This is a genomic window from Gemmatimonas sp. (assembly GCF_044344655.1).
In the GTDB taxonomy this organism is placed as follows: domain Bacteria; phylum Gemmatimonadota; class Gemmatimonadetes; order Gemmatimonadales; family Gemmatimonadaceae; genus Gemmatimonas.
The window spans coordinates 24,005-43,283 of the sequence record NZ_JBIJCN010000014.1 but is presented as its reverse complement, the minus strand read 5'-3'; the positions used below and the strand labels follow the sequence as shown (position 1 = coordinate 43,283).

Here is a 19,279-nt window from a genome sequence, read left to right as displayed (position 1 = left end):
GTGCTACCCCGCTCCCCTCGGCTCGGACCACCCACGTCCCGGACCGTGCATGCCCGAGATTGCCATGACCGCCCGTCCCAACCGCCTGCTGCATGCCCTCGGGCTGCACCGCCCCGAGCTCCGTGCGTGGGCCATGTACGATTGGGCGGTGTCGTCGATGCAAACGGTCATCACCACGGCCGTGTTTCCGATCTATTTCATCTCGGTCGCCGGGGCTGAGATGTCGAAGCCGGAGGCCACCGCATGGTACTCGTGGGCCAACACGGCCGGCGCGATCCTCATCGCGGTGCTGTCGCCGATCCTCGGCGCCGTGGCTGACTACCGATCGGCCAAAAAGCGCTTCTTGAGTGTGTTCATGCTGCTTGGCGTGTTCAGCACAATGGGGATGTACTTCATCATGCAGGGCGACCTGTTGCTGGCGTGCACGTTGTTCGTGCTGTCGCTCGCCGGTGCCACGGGGAGCCTTACGTTCTACGAGTCACTGTTGCCGCATATCGCGCGCAAAGACGAGATCGATCGCGTGAGCACCGGCGCGTACGCCATGGGCTACATCGGGGGCGGACTGCTGCTGGCGATCAACCTCGCATGGATCAGCAATCCAGCGCTGATCGGCCTCCCCACCGGTGATCACCTCACCGCCGAGCAGTCTACGTTGCCGGCACGTCTCGCGTTCGTGTCGGTGGGCGTGTGGTGGTTGCTCTTCAGCATACCCATGCTGCGAGGTGTGCCCGAGCCGGCGCGGTTGATCGAGGCCGACGAGGCACCCACCGAGAGTCCGTTCAAGGTCGGCTTCTCGCGCCTGCGCGAAACACTCGGGGAGATGCGTCTCTACCGCCAGGCATTTCTCACCATGCTGGCGTTTACGATCTACAACGACGGCATCCAGACGATCGTGCGCATGGCCACGGTCTTTGGCGAGGAGCTGGGGCTCCCGCGCTCCGATCTCATTACCGCGATCCTGATCGTACAGTTCGTGGGCATCCCGTTCGCTTTCCTTTTCGGCGCGCTCGCTTCGAAGCTGGGCACCAAAGGATCGATCATGCTTGGCCTCGCGGTCTACACGGGCATCTGCATCTACGCGTACCGGATCCACACGGTGACCGAGTTCTACGTGCTGGCCGGCATGGTGGCGATGGTGCAGGGCGGCACGCAGGCGCTCAGCCGCTCACTCTTCGCCAGCATGGTCCCCAAGCACAAGAGCGGTGAGTTTTTCGGGTTCTACAGCGTGTTCGAGAAGTTCGGCGGTATTCTCGGTCCGGCGGTATTCGGCATTGCGGTGAGCAGCACCGGCAGTTCGCGCAGCGCCATCCTCTGGGTGATTGCGTTCTTCGTGGTAGGCGGGGCCATGCTCATGCGCGTGAACGTCGGCGAAGGTGAGCGCGCCGCGCGCGAGGCTGACGCGAACCTGCACACTGCCTGACTGTGTCACGGCCAGCAGAGCCGAATCGTGCGGCGGGTAGACCGGTCCCCCCAGGTCCCAGTGCCACGCTTCGCGGCGCTGCCCCGTGCGCGGATCCTTGAGCGGCTTGTACTGTAGGCGGACTGCGGACAGCCCCACTGCCGAGCCGAATACCAACAGGCGCGCGCGATCGGTACTGACCAAGTGCACCAGCGGTTCACCCTTCCAGAGGTGGCGGTGTAACCAGAGCCCCCCTTCCATGGCGTGGATCATCCCGTCTCGACGCTGATCGGGAAACTCCACACACCCGCTCGCAAAGCAGAGCTCCCGCAGGCGCATGGTGCGCCGGCGGGAGTCGGGATCCTTCACGATCGGGGGCAGTTCGCTCAAGGCGTTACCGGCACTCGATGACTCCTTCGTTGACGGCGGGCGCCAGCGGCACGGCCTCACCGTAGAACACGGCGCAAGTTAGCGGAAAGGCGTTCGGGTGGGTGGCCGTGGCCGACCAGCCCCGCCCATCGGCCTCGGCGATTGTGATGGTCACGCCATCAGTACCAGCGAAGTTGAGCTGCCCCGTGTTGTTCGCGTACGTCTCGTTGGAGTAGAAGTAGTCTTCCTGGCGCGACGAGAGGTTCTTGAGGTCGCTCTTGATGGTCGACGCGTAGGCCTTGCCCTTGGTGGTCTGGAACTTCGGAATGGCGATCGCCGCAAGGATGCCGATGACCACGACCACGATCAGCAGCTCGATGAGGGTGAAGCCCTGTGGGATGCGTGGCATGACACTCCCCAATACGAAGCGCGGCACGACGCCGGATGGACGGACACGGAGCGAGGGGGCATCCCTCGCGTACCCTCGGCCATACCGCAATCCTGATGCCGCCCGGTGGATCAGATGCAACTGTATGTATTGCAAGCGCTTAACAGACTCAATCTGGTTCCGGACCCACGCGCCACCCTCGCAGCCTCCGCAGAACGCCGCGGGATGCAACGAGCCGTATCAGGACTTCGCGGTGACCCAATCGGTGCCGATGCCCATCTCTACCAGCAGCGGGACATCGAGCGTGGCCGCACCCTCCATCTCCCGCTTCACCAAGGTGGCCAACACCCCTTCTTCCTCAGGCGGCAGTTCGAACACCAGTTCATCGTGCACCTGCAGCAACATGCGCGATGCGAGCTTCTCCGTTGCGAGCGCGGTATGCACCCGGATCATCGCGATCTTGATGAGATCGGCCGCCGACCCCTGGATCGGCGCGTTGGCGGCCACCCGCTCACCGAACGCACGGATGTTGAAGTTCCGCTCCTTGAGCTCGGGGATGTAGCGGCGGCGCTTGAACAACGTCTCGACGTATCCCTTCTGCCGGGCCTCTAGCACGCACCGATCGAGGAATGCCTTCACGCCAGCGAAGCGCTCGAAGTAGGTGTCAATGAACTCCTTGGCTTCGGCGTGCGTAATACGCAGCTGCCGTGACAGCGCGTGCGCCCCCTGGCCATAAATGGTGGCGAAGTTGATCGTCTTCGCCCTCGCGCGCATCTCGCTCGTCACGTCGGGCAGTGGCACACCGAAGATGATCGCCGCCGTCTGCTTGTGGATATCGCCACCGGCTCTGAAGGCGCTCACGAACGCCGGATCAGCGCTCAAGTGTGCCAGCAGACGCAGCTCGATCTGTGAATAGTCGGCGCTCAACAGCCGCCATCCCGACCGCGGGACGAACCCCCGACGGATTTCGCGCCCCAGCTCACGACGACTCGGGATGTTCTGCAGGTTGGGATCGGAGCTCGACAGCCGTCCCGTCGCCGCAACCGTCTGATTGTACGACGTGTGCAGCCGATGATCGCGCGGATGGACGAGTCGCGGCAACGCGTCGATGTACGTGCCTTCGAGCTTGAAGATCTCGCGGTACTCCATGAGGAGCGTCGGGAGCGTGTGCCCCTCCTCTGCAAGCTCCTGCAGTACGCTCGCGTCGGTGCTCGGGCCCGTCGCGGTCTTTTTCTTCACCGGCAACCCGAGCTTCTCGAAGAGAATCACGCGAAGCTGCGGATTGGAGTTGATGTTGAACTCTTCCCCCGCCTCGACGTAAATCGCCTGCTCCACCTTCTCGCGCTCCGCCCTGAACCGCGTCTTGAGGCTTTCGAACCACGCGAGGTTGATGGCGATGCCGTCGTACTCCATATCGGCGAGCACCGACACGAGCGGCACCTCCATCTCGGTGAGCAGCGGCAGCATGGCGTGGCTCACCAGCAACGGCTCGAGCTGCGTGCGCACGCGCATCGTCACGTCGACATCCTCGCACGAGTAGTCGCGCGCCGCATCCACCGGCACCACATCAAACCCCAGCTGATTCTTCCCCTTGCCACACAACTGTTCGTATGCCGTCATCGTGTGACCGAGGAACTCGAGCGCCAGCAAGTCGAGTCCGTGCGATCGGCGACCGGGATCGAGCAGGTAGCTCGCCAGCATTGTGTCGAACGACAAGCCTGCCAGGTGCACGCCAGCTCCGCGCAGCACGAGCACATCGTACTTGGCGTTCTGGGCGATCTTCTTCACGGCCGCGTCCTCGAGCATCGCGCGCAGCGGCGCGCACGCCTCGCTTTCGAAGGGCGGCAAATTGACCGGCTCCGGCACACCGGCGTTGATGCGACGCCCGGCGATTCCGGCGTCACCAGAGAGCAGCGCGAGATTCCCGCCGCCGTCGTCGAGGCGGTGACGGAACGGCAGGTAGTACGCCTCACCCGGTAGCACGGCGATCGAGAGCCCCACGAGGGTGGCACGCATCGGATCGACCGGATTGGGTGACGCCGGATCGCAGACCGTCTCGGTGTCGATGGCGATGTACGGTACCTCGCGCACGCGCTGCAACAGGGTGGTCAGCGCATCGAGCGTGCCCACGGTGGTGTAGCGGGCATCGGCCAGTACCGGCACACCGCTCGTGCTTTCCACCACGCCGAGCGGGGCAGGACGTACCGACGACGACGAGGAGCGAGGCGTCGTCGGTACACCCGGCGCGTCTGTCACTGGGCGCGGCACGGCGGCAGGACCGCCTGATATGGGGCCGCCCCCCACGTCCTTCAGGAGACTCGTGAACTCGAGGTCGAGATAGAGCGCGCGCAGCGCATCGGTGTTGGGGGCATTGACGCGAAGTGTGTCGGTGTCGAGCTCGATCGGTACGTCGCAGTGAATCGTGACGAGCTGCTTGGACAGGCGCGCATCGGCTTCGTACTGCAGCAGGGCCTCACGCGGACGCTTCTTGGTGATCTCGTTCGCGTGCGCGATGATGTTCTCAAGCGGGCCGAACTGGGTGATCAGCTCGATGGCCCCCTTCTCGCCGATCCCCTTCACGCCCGGCACGTTGTCGGAGCTGTCGCCGACAAGCGCGAGATAGTCGATGACGCGCTCCGGCGGCACGCCGAGCCGGTCACTCGCATTTTCCGTCCCCACCCAGCTCTCTTCCACGCTGGCCGGGCCGCCGCGTCCTGGATTGAGCAACCAGATGCCCGGGCGCACGAGCTGCTGAAAATCCTTGTCACCCGAAACGATCACCACGTTGTAGCCGGCATCCACCCCCTTCTTCGCCATGGTGCCGATCACGTCGTCGGCTTCAAAGCCTTCGGCGGTGAGCACGGGGATGTCGTAGGCGGCGAGCAGCTGCAGTACCCGCTCCAGCCCTTGATCGAAGTCCGCCTGAAGGTCGTCGGTGAGCCGCTCGCGCGTGGCCTTGTAGTCCGGATACAGCTCATCACGGAACGTGGCCCCACTGTCGTGCACCCACCCCAGCAGCTCGGGTTGATGGGTGGTGAGCAGGCGCTTGAGGAAGTTCGCGATTCCCCAGGCGATCGAACTGTTCTCGCCGCGGCTCGTACTGAGAGGACGCTGCATGAGCGCAAAGAATGCGCGATAGATCAGCGCGTACCCATCGACGAGAAACAGCCGCGGAGCGTGCGGGCGGGTGACGTCAGCCATGGTGCAGCCCCGCCATCGAGCAGGGGTTACCGCTGCAGTTTGCGCCGGATGGCGAGATCGAGGTCACCGCGGCTCTGCGCGTTGAGGCGCCAGCGGCCGAAGCCCGTCTGGTCGGTGAAGGCCAGCTGCACTCGCAGCTCGCGGTATTCCCAGATCTGCTGGCGAACGCGCGCATTGGGATCGATCAACCCGGTGTCGATGATGTTGTCCGGATCGCCGAGCGCAACGAAGGCGGTGCCGCGATCCGACTGCCACCCCACCGGCCCATCATCACGGAAGCGGATGTTGGCGGTGCGGATGCGTCCAAAGTAATCACGAAGGCCTTCATGTTCCGCTGTGCCGGGCACCGGGTCGGTTTCCTGCAGGAACCTGGTCCACGCCGCGGCCCGCTCCCCCACCTCGGCATCCCGCAAGGCACGCAGACGCTCGGGCGTGGTGAACCAGCGCAGGTAGGTGAGCATATCGTCGAAGGTGCCGATGGGCACGTCCTCGCCGAGGCTCACCAGCACACGCGCCCGCGCAGTGTCAGCGCGGCCCTCCGCGGTGATCTGCACCGTGTTGATGCCGATCGCGAGACGGTCGGTCGGCAGGCCGATCGTGGTACTGCGTGAGGCGCCGCGCTGGGGCAGCGACACGAGGGTGTCGAGCGAGACGATGTCGGCGTCACCCACCACACGCACCCGGACAGCGGACGGCGACGTGGTTCCCACGGCATCGATGTAGATCGGCAGCAGCGAGTCCACGCCGTACACGACCGTCGCGCGAGGACGTGCGAGCATGCGCGGCAGCGAATCGGCGGATTGCCGTGGAATGGCCTCGTACACTGGCACCGGCGATGTGAGTCCGTCGGTCGCCAGAGCGGGCACGTCGAGCGTGACCTCCTCGGACGAGTTGCGAATGCTCGACTCATCCTTGATGCTCAGGGTGAGCGTGTAGCGGCCGGGGGCGAGGCGCAGGAACTGCTGCCAGATGATGCTTTCGTCGGTGCGCGACGTTTCGCGGAAGGTGGGTACGCGAACCCGCTCGGTGGCCTCGATGGTCCGCACGATCGTGGCGCCCTGTCTGAGCTGCAGCCGCGCGACGTAGCCGGCCGCGTAGCGTTCGCCTTCGCGCGTGAAGCCGAGCGCGCGCGACGGAATGGAGAGGGCAACGAGCGTGAGCGTGCTGTCGGTGGACGGCGCGCGCAGAAACGACACGGACGCGGCGAAGGGAATGGTGCCGGCGCCGGCAACGAGCCCCATGGCGCGATAGAGCCGCTGCATTTCCGCGGGGGCGCCGGGAACGACCGCAGCACCCGCCTGCGTGGTGGGTGCGCCGCCTACGGATGGGCCCGCTCCGGTGGGACGCGAGCCCGCACACCCGGAGAGCGACAGGGCAGCGACAGCCGCCGGAAGAAGCGTTGTCCCGAGCGTGGGACACAGGAGCAGTTTCCGCATCATGAATTACTGATAGTCCAGAGGGTACGACACGTTCCTGCTGTTCGTCTTGCTGCGACTGCTGGTCGGCGTTACGTTCGCCCCGTGGCTATCGAGACGCTAGTCGGGACGACATTGGCCGGGTACACGGTCCGCGGGAAGGTTGGCGAAGGGGGTACGGCCACCGTCTTCCGCGCCGACCATCCCACGCATGGTACCGTCGCCTTGAAGGTGCTGCGCGACAAGCTCCAACACGACAAGACCGCGGTTGCCCGGTTCCTGCGCGAGGCGCAGTTCGGTGCACGGGTGGAACACCCCAACATCGTACGCACCCTAGACTACGGACAGTCGGACACCGACCGCTACTATCTGGCGATCGAGTGGGCTGGTGGTGAGATCCTCGACCGGTACGCGGAAAAGAGCGGTCCGCTGCCGTGCACGGACGTTGCCGCGATTATGTCCCAGATCTGCGGGGCGGTTCAGGCTGCCCACCAGGAGGGCATCGTGCACCGCGATCTGAAGCCGGAGAACATCATGTATGATCCGGCGGACAAGCAGATCAAGCTCCTCGACTTCGGCATTGCCGCTGACACCGAGGCCGCGCCCGATCAGCGCCTCACGCGTGCCGGCTTTTTCGTGGGCACGCTGATGTACGTGGCCCCTGAGGCGCTCTCCGGTGAACTCGTCGGGCCTGCTGCCGACCAGTACTCGCTGGCCACCATCGCGTATTACCTGCTCTCCGGGGCTTTGCCGTACACGGGCAAGTCGCCGCGCGAGCTGTTCTCGCAGCTGCTCACCCAGCCGCCCGTGGCCCTGAACGAAGCCAAGGCGGGACTCACATTCCCGACCACCGTAGAAGCGGTGGTCATGAAAGCCCTCTCCAAGGCCCCGGCCGAGCGGTATCCGTCGGTCATGGCATTCTCCGCGGCGCTCTCCGAGGCCTCGACGAACACGGCACCCGACGCGGTCGCGTCGGCGGCCGCGTCGGCGGCCGTGTCGGCGGGGCGTGGTGAGACCGGTAGGAAAGAGGGCGGACTCTTCGACAAGATGATGGGGCTGTTCGGACGTTGACCGATACCAACACCACCCGCCTGACCACCCTGCTGGCCAGCAAATCGGCCAAGCGGGGTGATTTTGTGCTGGCCTCCGGCCGGCGGTCCACTCTCTACGTGGATTGCCGACTGACGGCGATGCACCCCGAAGGCCAACTCCTGATCGGCCGCGTGGGTCTCGCGGCGCTCCGCGCCAAGGGATGGCCCCTCGATTCGGTGGGAGGCCTGACCCTGGGGGCTGATCCGATCGCCTACGCCATTGCCCATGCGAGCGCCCTCGCCGCTGAGCGCGGGGATGGCGCGATGGTTCGGGCCTTTACTGTTCGGAAAGAGGCCAAACAGCACGGCACCGGCAAGCTGATCGAGGGGCCCTTTGAGAGCGGCGACCGGGTGGTGGTCGTAGAAGACGTGATCACCACCGGCGGGTCGGCGCTCAAGGCGATCGATGCAATCCGAGCCGCGGGGGGGAACATCGTGGGAGTGCTCGCGCTCGTGGACCGCCAGGAAGGGGGGCGCGAGGCGATTGAGGCCACCGGCCTCGAGGTCATGAGCCTCGTGACCGCCGCCGACCTGCTGCCGCTCATCCCTGCCTGACCCGCGCCGGACGGGCGACAGGCGGGCGGCGGGCGGCGGCGATGGCGGCGGCGATGGCGCCCCCTCAGCCGACCTCCATCGTCTTTCGATACCGCTCGGTCATCCACGACGGTGGCGAATGGAACGGATCGAAGCGCCGGAGCCGTGGGAGATGGGGGCGCACCAGCTCCTCGCGGAAGTGCGCCAGCATGCTTTCGCCGCTGTGCCTCCGCCGGAATTCCGCCGCACCCATGTGCAGCGTTGTCGCGAGATGACGGGAAAAACTCTGGGGTGAGGAGTACTCCATGAGAAACGCGACCTGCGTGATGGAGTAGCCGGGACTTTCCAGCAGGTGTGCCGTACGCACGAGCCGCGCCATGGCCAAGTACCGTTTGGCCGGTGGCAGCTGTTGGCGAAAGAAGCGGCTCATGAACGTGGTCGGTGTAATCCCCACATGACGCGCCAGCTGCCGCACGGTGGTGAGCGTCCGCGGTATGCTGAACAGCGTATCGAAGAAGCGCACGGCCGGCTCGCTCGCGCCCTCGAGGTCCTGGCGCAACGCATGAATGGCGCGCGTGTCGATGTCTCCCGAGTGTTCGCTACAAACAATCGCGCGCAACTCACGCCATCCCGCGGGATCCCGAGCGTCCACGAGCTGTCGCACACCGTGTTCGCCTAGCGACAACAACGCGGACGACGAGCGCACTTCGTTGGCGGTGAGCAACGCGACGGCCGGCACGCCCGGAAACTCGCGTACGAGGCGTGCCATTGCCGGTGCATACTGGTGCTGATAGCGCGACACGGACACAATCACGGCCGAGACGTGTCGCGTACGCAGGTCGACGATGAGCTCCTCGAGCGTTTCGCGATGCACGGTGCAGTAGCGACCATTCGCGACACCGGTCGTCACGGCATCCACGCGTAACCGTTCGGCCGGCGTGACGAACGTGAGCACTGCTTTCGGCGCGCGACTGCTCGTGGACATCAGCTCTCCGTGGCTCCGACGTACGTGTGGTGCTGGATCGGAGGCCACCCTACTTTTTGTCCGTCAGTCGTCTGTCACCACGTCGCGTCGGGATGGTCGTCGCCGCGCCTGTTCGATGTGTTGCGCATCGGGTGGCACTGGTGCGGGGCGTCCACGGATGCGGGCGCGTGAGATTGCCGCACGGGGCCCACCGCCGTATCGCGTGCGTGTAGATTGCTGGGAACGGATGTCGCCGGCCGGACGGTCGCGAAGCCGGGGGACGGACCGTCATGGTCACGCCCCGGTTCCGAGGAAAGTCCGGGCTCCACAGGGCAGATCGCCAGGTAACGCCTGGGCGCACGCGGCGTGAGCTTCGTGCGACGGATAGTGCAACAGAAAGCAAACCGCCGTCTTCGCGAGAAGGCGGTAAGGGTGAAAGGGTGGGGTAAGAGCCCACCGCACGTCTGGTAACAGGCGTGGCACGGTAAACCCCGGTCGGAGCAAGGCCAAATAGGCGGTGAGAGACGGCCCGTCTCGACCACGTCGTTACACCTTCGGGTGAACACGGCGAACCGCGGGTAGGCTGCTAGAGCGTGCCGGTGACGGCACGCCGAGAGGAATGACCGTCCGGTGCACCTCGGTGTGCCGACAGAACCCGGCTTATAGGCCGGCGACATCCGTTGCTTCGCCTTCTCCTCTCCGTCCGATGACTCGATCCTGTGCAGCCGCGGCCCTCGTGCTCACCGGGCTGACCGTGTTTGTCGGCGCCTGCACGCCGGCACGGCGCTCGGCTCCAGCCCCTGCACCACTCCCGCTTCCGCGCTCGGCGGAGACGCCCCGTGCTGAGCGTCCGGTCTCACTCCCGACCCGTCTCGTGAGTACCACCTGGCGCGTGCGATCGCTCGCGACCATCGCCATCCGCGGGCCCGGCGCCTCCTCCAGTGAGCAGCGAGTGGAATCGTCTGGCGTGGTGTCGTGGCGTTTCGACCGTCAGCCCTCGGGCGCGCTGAAGGGTGCTGGGCAAGTGGATTCGTTTTCGGTGCGTACCAGCTTCGATGCGACCACGCCGTCCATCGTGCCGGCTATGCCCGCCATGCCCGCGCTGCTCTTGCTCGACGCAGTCGTGGACAGTGGGGTGGCGCGCGTTACGACACGCCCGCCGCTGGTGAACGAATGCGACCGCCCGGAGGCTGCCGCCGCGGCACTCGCCCGGGAACTGCTTGTGCGTATCCCCGATGGCGTTCGACGCGGACAACAGTGGAAAGACAGCACAGTGTCCCTTGTTTGTCGCTCTGGTGTTCCGTTGGTGATACAAACAGTTACCGTTTCTACCCTTGGCCGAATAGACGGCGAGCGTCTGGTCGTCGAGCGTGAAATCCGATCGACCCTTCGCGGTACGGGTGGCTCGGCCTTCAGGGCCCTCGAACTGTCTGGAACAGGTCAGGGGTCGCAGCGCGTGGAGATCAGCCCGTCACGGGGCACCGTGGAGCGTCTGGAGGGCACGTCGACCCTCTCGCTACAGGCAACGGAGCGGCTTCCCGGCTCGCCGGCGCGGGTGCAGCTGGTGACGCAGCGGGTGGACATCCGGGCGGAGCGACCGTAGCCCGAACGGAAGACCGGCGACAGGAACGGACAACGACCAACGAAAAACGCGCCGGGAGATCACGTGATCTCCCGGCGCGTGTGCCCTTCGTCGGTCGAGTGTTCGGGCGTCCGCTCACGTGGCCGGTTGGCGACCGTGGCTCCTGCTCAATCCATCAGCCGCAGCGGCATCACCAGGCAGAGATACTTGGCCGGATCGTCCCATGCCTCGGGTTCGATCGTGGCGGCGCGCTCGGGGGCTTTGAACGTGAGCCGCACTTGCTCGGTGGGCATGAAGCGCAGGATCTCGAGCAGATACGTGGCGTTAAAGCCGATATCAAGCTGATCGCCCGTGTAGGTGACGGGGAGTTCGTCGCTCGCTTCGCCGAGGTCGGGCGTGGTGACACTGAACTTCAGCATGCCCGTGTTGAAGGACATTTTGATGCGGTGTGTCTGATCACTTGCGATGACACTCATGCGCTTGAGCGCGCTCATGAGCGCCGCCTTGTCGGCGAGGGCGTAGCGATCGTTGTCCTTCGGAATGACCTGCTCGTAGTTCGGATACGGGCCTTCAACGAGACGCGTGAAGACCGAGGTGAACGGCGAGCGGAAGCCGAGGTGGTTGTCACCGCGGGCGATCTCGAGCTCCTCTTCTGCCGGGAAGAGGCGGCGGATCTGTTCGAGTGCCTTGGGGGGCACGATCAGATCACCCGGTGGCGCGCTGCTCGAGTCGACCAGCAGCTCCATCTTGGCAAGACGATGCCCATTGGTGGCGACCATGCGCATGCGCTCTTCGCGCAGCTCCCAGAGGACGCCGTTGAGGATCGGGCGGGACTCTTCGGTGCTGGCGGCGAAGGCCGTGTGCGAGATGAGCTTCTGCAGCTCACCCGATTTCACGCGCCACGAGTCGTTGAAGCGCACGCTCGGGAAGGTGGGGAACTCATCCCGCGGTAACCCGAGCAGCTTGAACTTGGAGCGTCCGCATTCGAGGGTGACGCGCTGTTCCCCGCTGGCGGAGATCTTCACAGGCGAGGGCGGGAGCTCTCGCGCAATCTCGCTGAGCTTCTTGGCGGGAATGGTGATCGCGCCAGGCGATTCGACATCGGCACTGACTTCGGTGCTGACAGCGATATCGAGGTCGGTCGCGGAGAACCGGATGCCGCGATCGGTGGTCTCCACGAGGAGATTGGCGAGCACCGGCAATGTCGTCTTGGCCGGTACGGCCGCGGTCACGGCCTGGAGGCCTTCCTGCAGCTTCTCACGCGAGATCGTGAACTTCATGCGCGGTGTTGTGGAAGAACTGCTGAAGCCTGCTGTTTAACAACAGACTTAGATATAAAAACAGTAGTAGCAGCAGGGGGTGTGAACATGTTTACAAACACTGCAACCTACGACTTCCGAACGGCTTTCGCCATGTCCCTTCATGTGAACTGCCTGTGGGAGTCTCGATTCTCTCCCCGGCGGTGCACAGGAGGGGTGGCGAAGAATGTGGGGACCTGTGGAGCAGCGGGGATTCAGCCGCCGAGTTGCCCGGTTGTCCGCAGAGTTTCCAACATCCCCCGGACCTTGAGCACCCGCTCGGCAAACCCCCCGTCTTCGGCCATGTCTTCGGCGACGCGCTCCAGAGAGTGGATCACCGTGGAGTGATCGCGGCCACCGAAGGCGTTGCCGATTTCCACGAGCTGCAGCGCCAGGAGTTCGCGGCAGAGGGACATGGCGACCTGCCGCGGCACGGTAAGCTGTTTGGTGCGGGTCTTGGAGCGCAGGCCGTCGGGGGTGACGCCCCACTCGCGCGCCACGACCTGCTGAATGGTGGCGACCGTGATGGTGGTGGGTGGGACATCGGGGAAATCCGAGGTACTGGCACCCCGCAACTTGTCACGCAGCGCTTCGCGGGCCAGGTCGACGGAAATGTCGCGGTGCTTGAGCGAGGCGTAGGCGAGCAGCTTGATGATCGACCCCTCGAGTTCGCGCACCGACGATTTCACGTGCTGGGCGATGAACTCGATGACCTCGTCGGGGATGGTGAGTTCGAGGTGATCGAGGCTCGCCTTTTTCTTGAGGATGGCGATGCGGTGTTCGAGGTCGGGCGAGTCCACATTGGCCACCATGCCCCACTCGAAGCGGGACACGAGTCGCGACTCGAGCCCCGGGATGTCCTTGGGGGGGCGATCGGAGGTCAGGACGATCTGGCGCCCCGCCTCATAGATGGCGTTGAAGGTGTGGAAGAACTCCTCCTGGGTGGACTCCTTCCCCTTCAGGAACTGGACATCGTCGACGAGCAGCAGGTCGATCTCACGGAACCGGCGACGGAAGTCGCCCATCTGTCCCGTCTGGATCGCGCCGATGAACTCGTTGGTGAACTGCTCGGTCCCCACGTAGGCGATGCGGAGGGCGGGGGTGCGGCGCAGCAGTTCGTGGGCGATACCCTGCATGAGGTGGGTCTTTCCCAGCCCCGTCTCGCCATAGATGAAGAGCGGGTTGTACACCTTTCCCGGGGCCTGCGCGGCGGCCTGGGAGGCGGCGGCGGCCACGTCATTGGATTTCCCGATGACGAACTGCTCGAAGGTGTAGCGCGGGTTCAGTGGCGTTGATATGCGCGATTGCTGCTGCACAGGTGGCGCCACAATCATCGCAGGAGGCGGGGCCACGAACATGTCCATCTGCACCCGACCGGCCCGCTCCTCGTTGACCTTGAAGCGCACCTTCATGGGGTGCCCCAGGGCCACGGGGGCGAAGGTGGCCAGCAGGTCCGCGTGCTTGGACTCGTTCCAGTCCGCCGAGAACTGATCGGGGGCGCCGACCATGAGGGTGTCGCCTTCCACGACGATGGCGTCGGTGGGCTCGAGCCAGGTCCGGTACGTCTGCTCGGGGAGCACCTGCCGCGCGCGCTGGCGCAGGCGGTCCCAGATCTCGGCAGGCGAAAGCGACATTGGCGATGTGAGCGGTGGCGGCGGGAGCGGACGGGAGGCAGCGAACGTACCCGCGCGACTGTGGATAAGTCAATTGGTCAACTGCGTGTGAGTCGGGGGCGGCGAAGGGGGGGCATACGTGTTCCCAAGCAAGTCGAAACCGCAGCGGGCAACTCGTTGTGTGGAACCACTTTGGACAGAGGCCGGCTCGGCGGGTTCCCCTTGACCCACGGGGTCGTGTCGGGTACATTTTGAGGCTCGCTGTCATCGGCAGCCGCTGGTGGGTTCGCCTGGGAATGGCGCACGGGGCGTTATGTCGCCGTCTGTGTATTCCCGCGGTCACCGCTGGCTTCTACGATATTCCTTTCGCTTCGATAAGAGTTCGCCATGGGCAAGCCCACCTATCGTCCGCGCAACACGCGTCGCATCCGCAAGCACGGCTTCCGTGCGCGCATGGAGACGAAGTGGGGCCGTGAAGTTCTCGCTCGCCGCCGCAAGAAGGGGCGCAAGCGTCTCACCGTGCAGCTCCCGTCGAAGTACGCGGGCGCCTGATTCCCGAGCGTTCCCGCGTCAGCAGCGCCTGACGCGCGGAACCGAGCTCGAACGGGTCCGTCACGAAGGGAAGCGAGTGCGCACCGCGTCGTTAGACGTGCGCGCCACCGCTTCCCTTCACGCGTTTCCGCGGGTGGGTTTCGTGGTCCCGCGGTACAAGCACTCCGCCGTAGACCGCAACACCGTGAAACGGCGCCTGCGTGACCTCGTACGACTCCACATGCTCGAACCGCTCCAGGCGCGCCCACCGCTCGACGTGGTGATCCGCGCCTTCCCCTCGGCCTACGACCGGGACTTCGACGCGCTGCGCACGGAGTTGCTGCAGGCGTTGAAGCGGCTGATCTGACACGTGCGGACGCTGCTCATCCTTGGGGTTCGCGCGTACCAACTCGTGCTCTCGCCCATCTTCGGCGGGGCATGCCGCTATTATCCTTCCTGTTCCGCCTATGCCATCGAGGCGCTCGAGAAGCACGGCGCGTGGCGGGGGGGATGGATGGCGATCCGGCGCATCGGGCGCTGTCACCCGTTCCGCCCCGGCGGGTTCGACCCGGTCCCGTAGCCACGAAGCCATTCCGCGCACCACCGGCCAGGCACAGTGCCTGGCCCGTCGTATCTCCTACTGACTCATGGAACCACGTCGCATCGTCCTCGCCGTCGTCCTGATGGCGGCGGTCTTGATCCTGACGCCGTACATCTTCCCGACGCCGACACCGCTCCCGGGATCGACGCCGGTCGCCACCGGCTCGCGGTCTCGGGACGCCGCCGCGGCGCCCGCCACTCCTGCCGCGCCCGGCGCGGCCTTGCCGACCGCGGGCAGCGGCACGGTGGGCGCGCTCCCGGACTCGGCGGCCGCCCAGCCGCCCGTCGTGACCCCGATCGACACGGCGACGATCAGGACCAAGACGGCGGACTTCCGCACCACCAACAAGGGGGCGGCGCTGATCGGCGCGAGCCTCACCCAGTATCAGGCGCTCTCCAACGGTGGCCGCACCCGCAGTGGCACGGTCGAGCTCGCGCTTCCGAACGACAAACTCCTCGGCTTCCGTCTCGTGGTGCCCGGGGACACGATCGATCTGGCGAAGCAGACCTTCACCAGTGCGCAGTCGGAAGCGAACGGCAACACGGTCGTAACGTATGACGCCGCCATTCAGGGCCGCGCCGTTTCGATCCGCTACTCGTTCCTCCCCGACAGCTACCGCGTGAATGTGTCGGCGACGGTGGCGGGCGTGGCCGAGAACAGCTACCTGCTCGTGGATCTGCCGCCAGGCTTCCGCACGTCAGAAGCGGACTCCACCGAAGACTTCAATCACCTCGCCTACGCCTACAAGCCGGAGCTGTCGGCGGCGGAAGGAATCAAGTTCAGCTCGCTCGATCCAGGGGAGCGCGAAATCGAAGCAGGCCCCATCACGTGGGCTGTCGCCAAGAACAAGTACTTCATTCTGGGCGTGCTCGCACCCAAGGGCGCACCGGGCTTTGCCGAGGTCAACGTGACGGGCGGCCCGCGCATCGGGAAGAACGCCACGCGCGGACAGGCCACGCTCGTCACGCCACTCAAGGCCGGCAACGCCGCCTTCGAACTCTACGTGGGGCCGCAGGAGTTCAAGCGGCTGGTGGCGCTGGGTCGTGAGTTCGAGACGTCCAACCCGTATGGCGGGTGGATTCAGGGGATCGTGCAGCCGTTCGCGACGATCGTGATCCGCCTGCTGCTCTGGATGAAGGCCACCCTCGGCCTGTCGTACGGCTGGATCCTCGTGATCTTCGGCGTGGCCATCCGCATCATCCTGTGGCCGCTCAACCAGAAGGCGATGCGCAGCTCCATGATGATGCAGCGCATCCAGCCGGAGTTGCAGGCGATCCAGACGCGCTACAAGAACGACCCGCAGAAGCTGCAGCAGGCGATGATGCAGGTGTACAAGGAGCACGGCATGAGCCCCTTCAGCTCACTGAGCGGCTGTTTGCCCATGCTGATCCCACTGCCGGTGTTCTTCGCGCTGTTCTTCGTGTTCCAGAACACCATCGAGTTCCGCGGTGTGCCGTTCCTCTGGTTCCCCGACATCTCGGTGAAGGACCCGTATTACATCATCCCGATCCTCGTGGCGGTCACCACGCTGCTCATGTCGTGGATCGGCATGCGCGGCATGAAGGCCAACGAGCAGCAGAAGATGATGATGTATCTCATGCCAGCCATGATGCTCGTGTTCTTCTTCAGCATGGCGTCGGGACTCAACCTGTACTACTTCATCCAGAACCTCGCATCGCTGCCGCAGCAGTGGTTGATCTCGCAGGAACGTACGAAGGCCGCGCCCATCGTGCGGGGATGAGGTGACGGCGCACGGCGCACGGCTGCTGCCCGGTGACGACGACACGATCGTCGCAGCGGCCACTGCCCCGGGGCGCGGCGCCGTGGCGTTGATCCGGATGTCGGGGGCGCGCGCGATCACGATCGCGCGCGCCCTTGGCGCATTCGGCGGCGCGTGTGGAGCGCCGCCCGTCGCGCGCCTGCAGCACCTGTGCACATTGCACCATCCCGATGGCACCACACTCGATCAGGCGCTGGTGACGGTCTTTCCCGCGCCACGATCGTATACGGGCGAAGACGTGGTGGAGCTGGCCACGCACGGCGGGCTCGTCTCGCCGGTGATCGTGATGGCCGCCTGCGTGGCCGCTGGCGCGCGCGAGGCGTTGCCCGGAGAGTTCACCCGGCGCGCGGTGCTCAACGGTCGCATGGACCTGCTGCAGGCCGAAGCGGTGGCTGATCTGATCGATGCCCGCACACGTGCCATGCAGCAGCAGGCGTTGCAGCAGCTCGATGGCGGTCTTTCACGCCGATTGCTCGCGCTGCGCGACGAGGTCATTCACCTCGAGGCGCTGCTGGCCTATGACATCGACTTCCCCGAGGAAGACGATGGCCCGATCGCGCCGGCGCGGATTGCTACCGCGGCGCAGGCGCTCCACACGGCACTCGAGGCACTGCTACGTACCGCCCCGCAAGGGGCCATGGTCCGCGATGGCGTGCTGGTGGTGATTGCCGGCCCGCCGAATGCCGGGAAGTCGAGTCTCTTCAACGCCCTCCTCGGTCAATCGCGCGCGATCGTCACGCCCATCCCCGGTACGACACGCGACGCGATCGAGGCGCTGCTCGATCGCACGCCGCTACCCTTGCGGCTGGTCGACACCGCCGGGCTCCGCGAAACCGACGACGAGGTGGAACGGCTCGGGATCGAAGTGAGCGGCCGCTATCTCGCGCAGGCCCAGGTGGTGCTTGCCTGCGGGGCGTCGGCCGCCGATGTGCGCCACACCGTGCACGTGGTGTCGCAGTCTACCCGTGCCACGGTCATTTCCGTGCGCACCAAGTGTGATTGCGTGCCATCCCATGACGAACAGCTCCCGCACGACACCATCATGGTCAGTGCTGAACGGGGTGACGGCATGGATGTCCTGCTCGAGTCCATCGATCGCGCGGCCCAACTGGGCGCACCGGTTCACGACGATCTGGTGATTACGCGCGAGCGGCACCGCGCGGGGCTCGCGATCGCGCGCGACGAACTGGACGCGTTCCTGTCGGCTTGGTCGATCGGGGCACTGCCGGCGCCCGTGGCCGCGGTGCACCTGTTTACGGCACGCGAGGCCATCGCCGAGTTGATCGGCACGGTCGATACGGAGGACGTGCTGGATCGGGTGTTCCGCGACTTCTGCATCGGGAAGTAGTCCCGATGCGGTAGGCGTCAGCTCACCACGGTGAGGCGCGGACGTTCGGTGACCGGATCGGCGGCGGCGGCGAGCTCGAAATCGCTGGCGCGTACTGACCAGGCGAAGCCGCGGGCACCGATAGCTGCCTCCACCATGCGGGCACCGAGAAAGTAGCCGGCGCGCTCGGGGAGTACGGTGCGATCCACCGTGCGGGCCTCATCGCTCATGCCACCCGACAGGTAGCGCAACCGGAGCCCGAGGGCAGAACGATCGAGGTCGGTGCCGGCGGCGCGGGCGAGAAGGGGCTCGATCTCGCGAATGCGCGCGTACTGACGGCGGGCGAAGCCGAAGTACTCCCACGCCGCGTGTCCCGGGCTGACCGCGCGCGAGACCTGAACGGCGAGCCCCTCGTTCACGAGCAGTTCGCGCAGTGTGGCCTGCCGCCCGGTATCCCAATAGGAGTAGTAGCCACCGGCGTCGAGCACGAGGTCGCGCATGCTGCTGCGGCTCGTGGGGGACGTGTAGCGGATCACATGCGTGATCTCGTGCGACAGCCAGAGCGGGATGAGCTCCGGATCGAGCCCGAGGCCCTGGGTGTCGGGATTGGCCACACCCGTGAAGTGCTCGAGGCAGATGAACGCCACCCCTCGTCCGTTGACGACCAGCTCACCGGCGTTGGCGGCACCCACCCCCACCATGATCACCACATCGTACGGAACATCCACATCGAGGAGCATGCGGACCTTGTCTTCCGTCTGACGCGCGAGGCTCACGAGATCCGTGCTCGCCAGCAGCGCCCTGAGGTCGCTGCGGTCGGCCGCCACCGTGGAGCGGATCACGTCTTCGAAGTGCGGCCCCGACGGCTCGAGGACGTAATTGTCCCAGTAGGCAGTCAGCAGGTCACGGTGACGCTCGAAGTAGTCGAGGTACGCCGCAAAACGATCATCGGCGTCGAGTACGGCGAGAAAATCTGGAACGAGATTGATCAACATCAACGACCCGGAGTCGGGAAGCCGGCGCGATCGTGATAGCGTGTCTGCCGGGCAACCCACAGGCGTCTCGCCCGACCCGGATGACACGTATCGCTCGCCGAACGAAGTGCGCGAAGCACGCGATAAGTGAGACGCGGCAAGTTATCCTCGCGGCAATGGCACAACAAGGCAGAAACGGGGGCGATGTGGAG

16 protein-coding genes and 1 other RNA gene are annotated in these 19,279 nt (G+C 65.5%); 10 read left to right on the top strand and 7 right to left on the bottom strand.

Annotated features, from left to right (window positions below; translation table 11 throughout):
* Positions 1–64 precede the first annotated feature (64 nt).
* Positions 65–1,420, top strand: coding sequence for an MFS transporter (locus ACIQ51_RS05980; protein ID WP_396204108.1), 1,356 nt, complete (start codon positions 65–67; stop codon positions 1,418–1,420).
* A 373-nt stretch (positions 1,421–1,793) separates the two neighbouring features.
* On the opposite strand, the gene ACIQ51_RS05975 is transcribed toward ACIQ51_RS05980, so the two are convergent.
* From ACIQ51_RS05975 to ACIQ51_RS05965, 3 genes are all read right to left on the bottom strand, one after another.
* Entirely contained in the window at positions 1,794–2,177 is a 384-nt protein-coding gene (locus ACIQ51_RS05975; protein WP_396204106.1) for a type IV pilin protein, read from the bottom strand.
* Between the two features lie 219 nt (positions 2,178–2,396).
* Complete coding sequence (gene polA / locus ACIQ51_RS05970) at positions 2,397–5,357, bottom strand: DNA polymerase I (RefSeq protein ID WP_396204105.1); 2,961 nt, start codon at positions 5,355–5,357, stop codon at positions 2,397–2,399.
* Positions 5,358–5,383: 26 nt separating this feature from the next.
* Complete coding sequence (locus ACIQ51_RS05965) at positions 5,384–6,796, bottom strand: GWxTD domain-containing protein (RefSeq protein ID WP_396204104.1); 1,413 nt, start codon at positions 6,794–6,796, stop codon at positions 5,384–5,386.
* Between the two features lie 81 nt (positions 6,797–6,877).
* Here ACIQ51_RS05965 and ACIQ51_RS05960 point away from each other — a divergent pair, with 81 nt between their 5' ends.
* Together ACIQ51_RS05960 and pyrE are read left to right on the top strand one after the other, a co-directional pair.
* Entirely contained in the window at positions 6,878–7,843 is a 966-nt protein-coding gene (locus tag ACIQ51_RS05960) for a serine/threonine-protein kinase (RefSeq protein ID WP_396204102.1), read from the top strand.
* Complete coding sequence (pyrE, locus tag ACIQ51_RS05955) at positions 7,840–8,418, top strand: orotate phosphoribosyltransferase (protein ID WP_396204101.1); 579 nt, start codon at positions 7,840–7,842, stop codon at positions 8,416–8,418. The genes ACIQ51_RS05960 and pyrE overlap by 4 nt, the downstream gene beginning before the upstream one ends.
* A 64-nt stretch (positions 8,419–8,482) precedes the next feature.
* Here pyrE and ACIQ51_RS05950 read toward each other — a convergent pair whose 3' ends face one another.
* Positions 8,483–9,382 (bottom strand): helix-turn-helix domain-containing protein, encoded by a 900-nt coding sequence (locus tag ACIQ51_RS05950; RefSeq protein ID WP_396204100.1) that lies wholly within the window; start codon positions 9,380–9,382, stop codon positions 8,483–8,485.
* A gap of 228 nt (positions 9,383–9,610) precedes the next feature.
* On the opposite strand from ACIQ51_RS05950, the gene rnpB reads away from it, so the two are divergent.
* Positions 9,611–10,040, top strand: an RNA gene (gene rnpB, locus ACIQ51_RS05945) — RNase P RNA component class A.
* Between the two features lie 27 nt (positions 10,041–10,067).
* Positions 10,068–10,964: a hypothetical protein gene (locus ACIQ51_RS05940; RefSeq protein ID WP_396204099.1), complete on the top strand. Its 897-nt coding sequence runs from the start codon at positions 10,068–10,070 to the stop codon at positions 10,962–10,964.
* 146 nt (positions 10,965–11,110) lie between these two features.
* On the opposite strand, the gene dnaN is transcribed toward ACIQ51_RS05940, so the two are convergent.
* Entirely contained in the window at positions 11,111–12,223 is a 1,113-nt protein-coding gene (gene dnaN, locus ACIQ51_RS05935) for a DNA polymerase III subunit beta (RefSeq protein ID WP_396204098.1), read from the bottom strand.
* 233 nt (positions 12,224–12,456) lie between these two features.
* Positions 12,457–13,875, bottom strand: a complete 1,419-nt coding sequence (gene dnaA / locus ACIQ51_RS05930; protein ID WP_396204097.1) for a chromosomal replication initiator protein DnaA — start codon at positions 13,873–13,875, stop codon at positions 12,457–12,459.
* Positions 13,876–14,241: 366 nt separating this feature from the next.
* Between dnaA and rpmH the strand changes: the two genes are divergently transcribed.
* The 5 genes from rpmH (at position 14,242) to mnmE (ending at position 18,114) form a co-directional block, all read left to right on the top strand.
* The gene (gene rpmH, locus ACIQ51_RS05925; RefSeq protein ID WP_291155666.1) at positions 14,242–14,406 is read left to right on the top strand and encodes a 50S ribosomal protein L34; all 165 of its coding nucleotides are present in this window, start codon (positions 14,242–14,244) and stop codon (positions 14,404–14,406) included.
* Positions 14,327–14,752 carry a ribonuclease P protein component gene (gene rnpA / locus ACIQ51_RS05920; protein ID WP_396204096.1) on the top strand — a complete coding sequence of 142 codons (426 nt, stop codon included), beginning with the start codon at positions 14,327–14,329 and terminating at the stop codon, positions 14,750–14,752. The genes rpmH and rnpA overlap by 80 nt, the downstream gene beginning before the upstream one ends.
* Before the next feature lie 3 nt (positions 14,753–14,755).
* Positions 14,756–14,965, top strand: coding sequence for a membrane protein insertion efficiency factor YidD (gene yidD / locus ACIQ51_RS05915; protein WP_396204095.1), 210 nt, complete (start codon positions 14,756–14,758; stop codon positions 14,963–14,965).
* Positions 14,966–15,032: 67 nt separating this feature from the next.
* Positions 15,033–16,727, top strand: a complete 1,695-nt coding sequence (gene yidC, locus ACIQ51_RS05910; RefSeq protein ID WP_396204094.1) for a membrane protein insertase YidC — start codon at positions 15,033–15,035, stop codon at positions 16,725–16,727.
* A 1-nt stretch (position 16,728) separates the two neighbouring features.
* Positions 16,729–18,114, top strand: a complete 1,386-nt coding sequence (gene mnmE / locus ACIQ51_RS05905; RefSeq protein WP_396204093.1) for a tRNA uridine-5-carboxymethylaminomethyl(34) synthesis GTPase MnmE — start codon at positions 16,729–16,731, stop codon at positions 18,112–18,114.
* A gap of 17 nt (positions 18,115–18,131) precedes the next feature.
* On the opposite strand, the gene ACIQ51_RS05900 is transcribed toward mnmE, so the two are convergent.
* Positions 18,132–19,088: a hypothetical protein gene (locus ACIQ51_RS05900; RefSeq protein WP_396204092.1), complete on the bottom strand. Its 957-nt coding sequence runs from the start codon at positions 19,086–19,088 to the stop codon at positions 18,132–18,134.
* Positions 19,089–19,279: the final 191 nt, after the last annotated feature.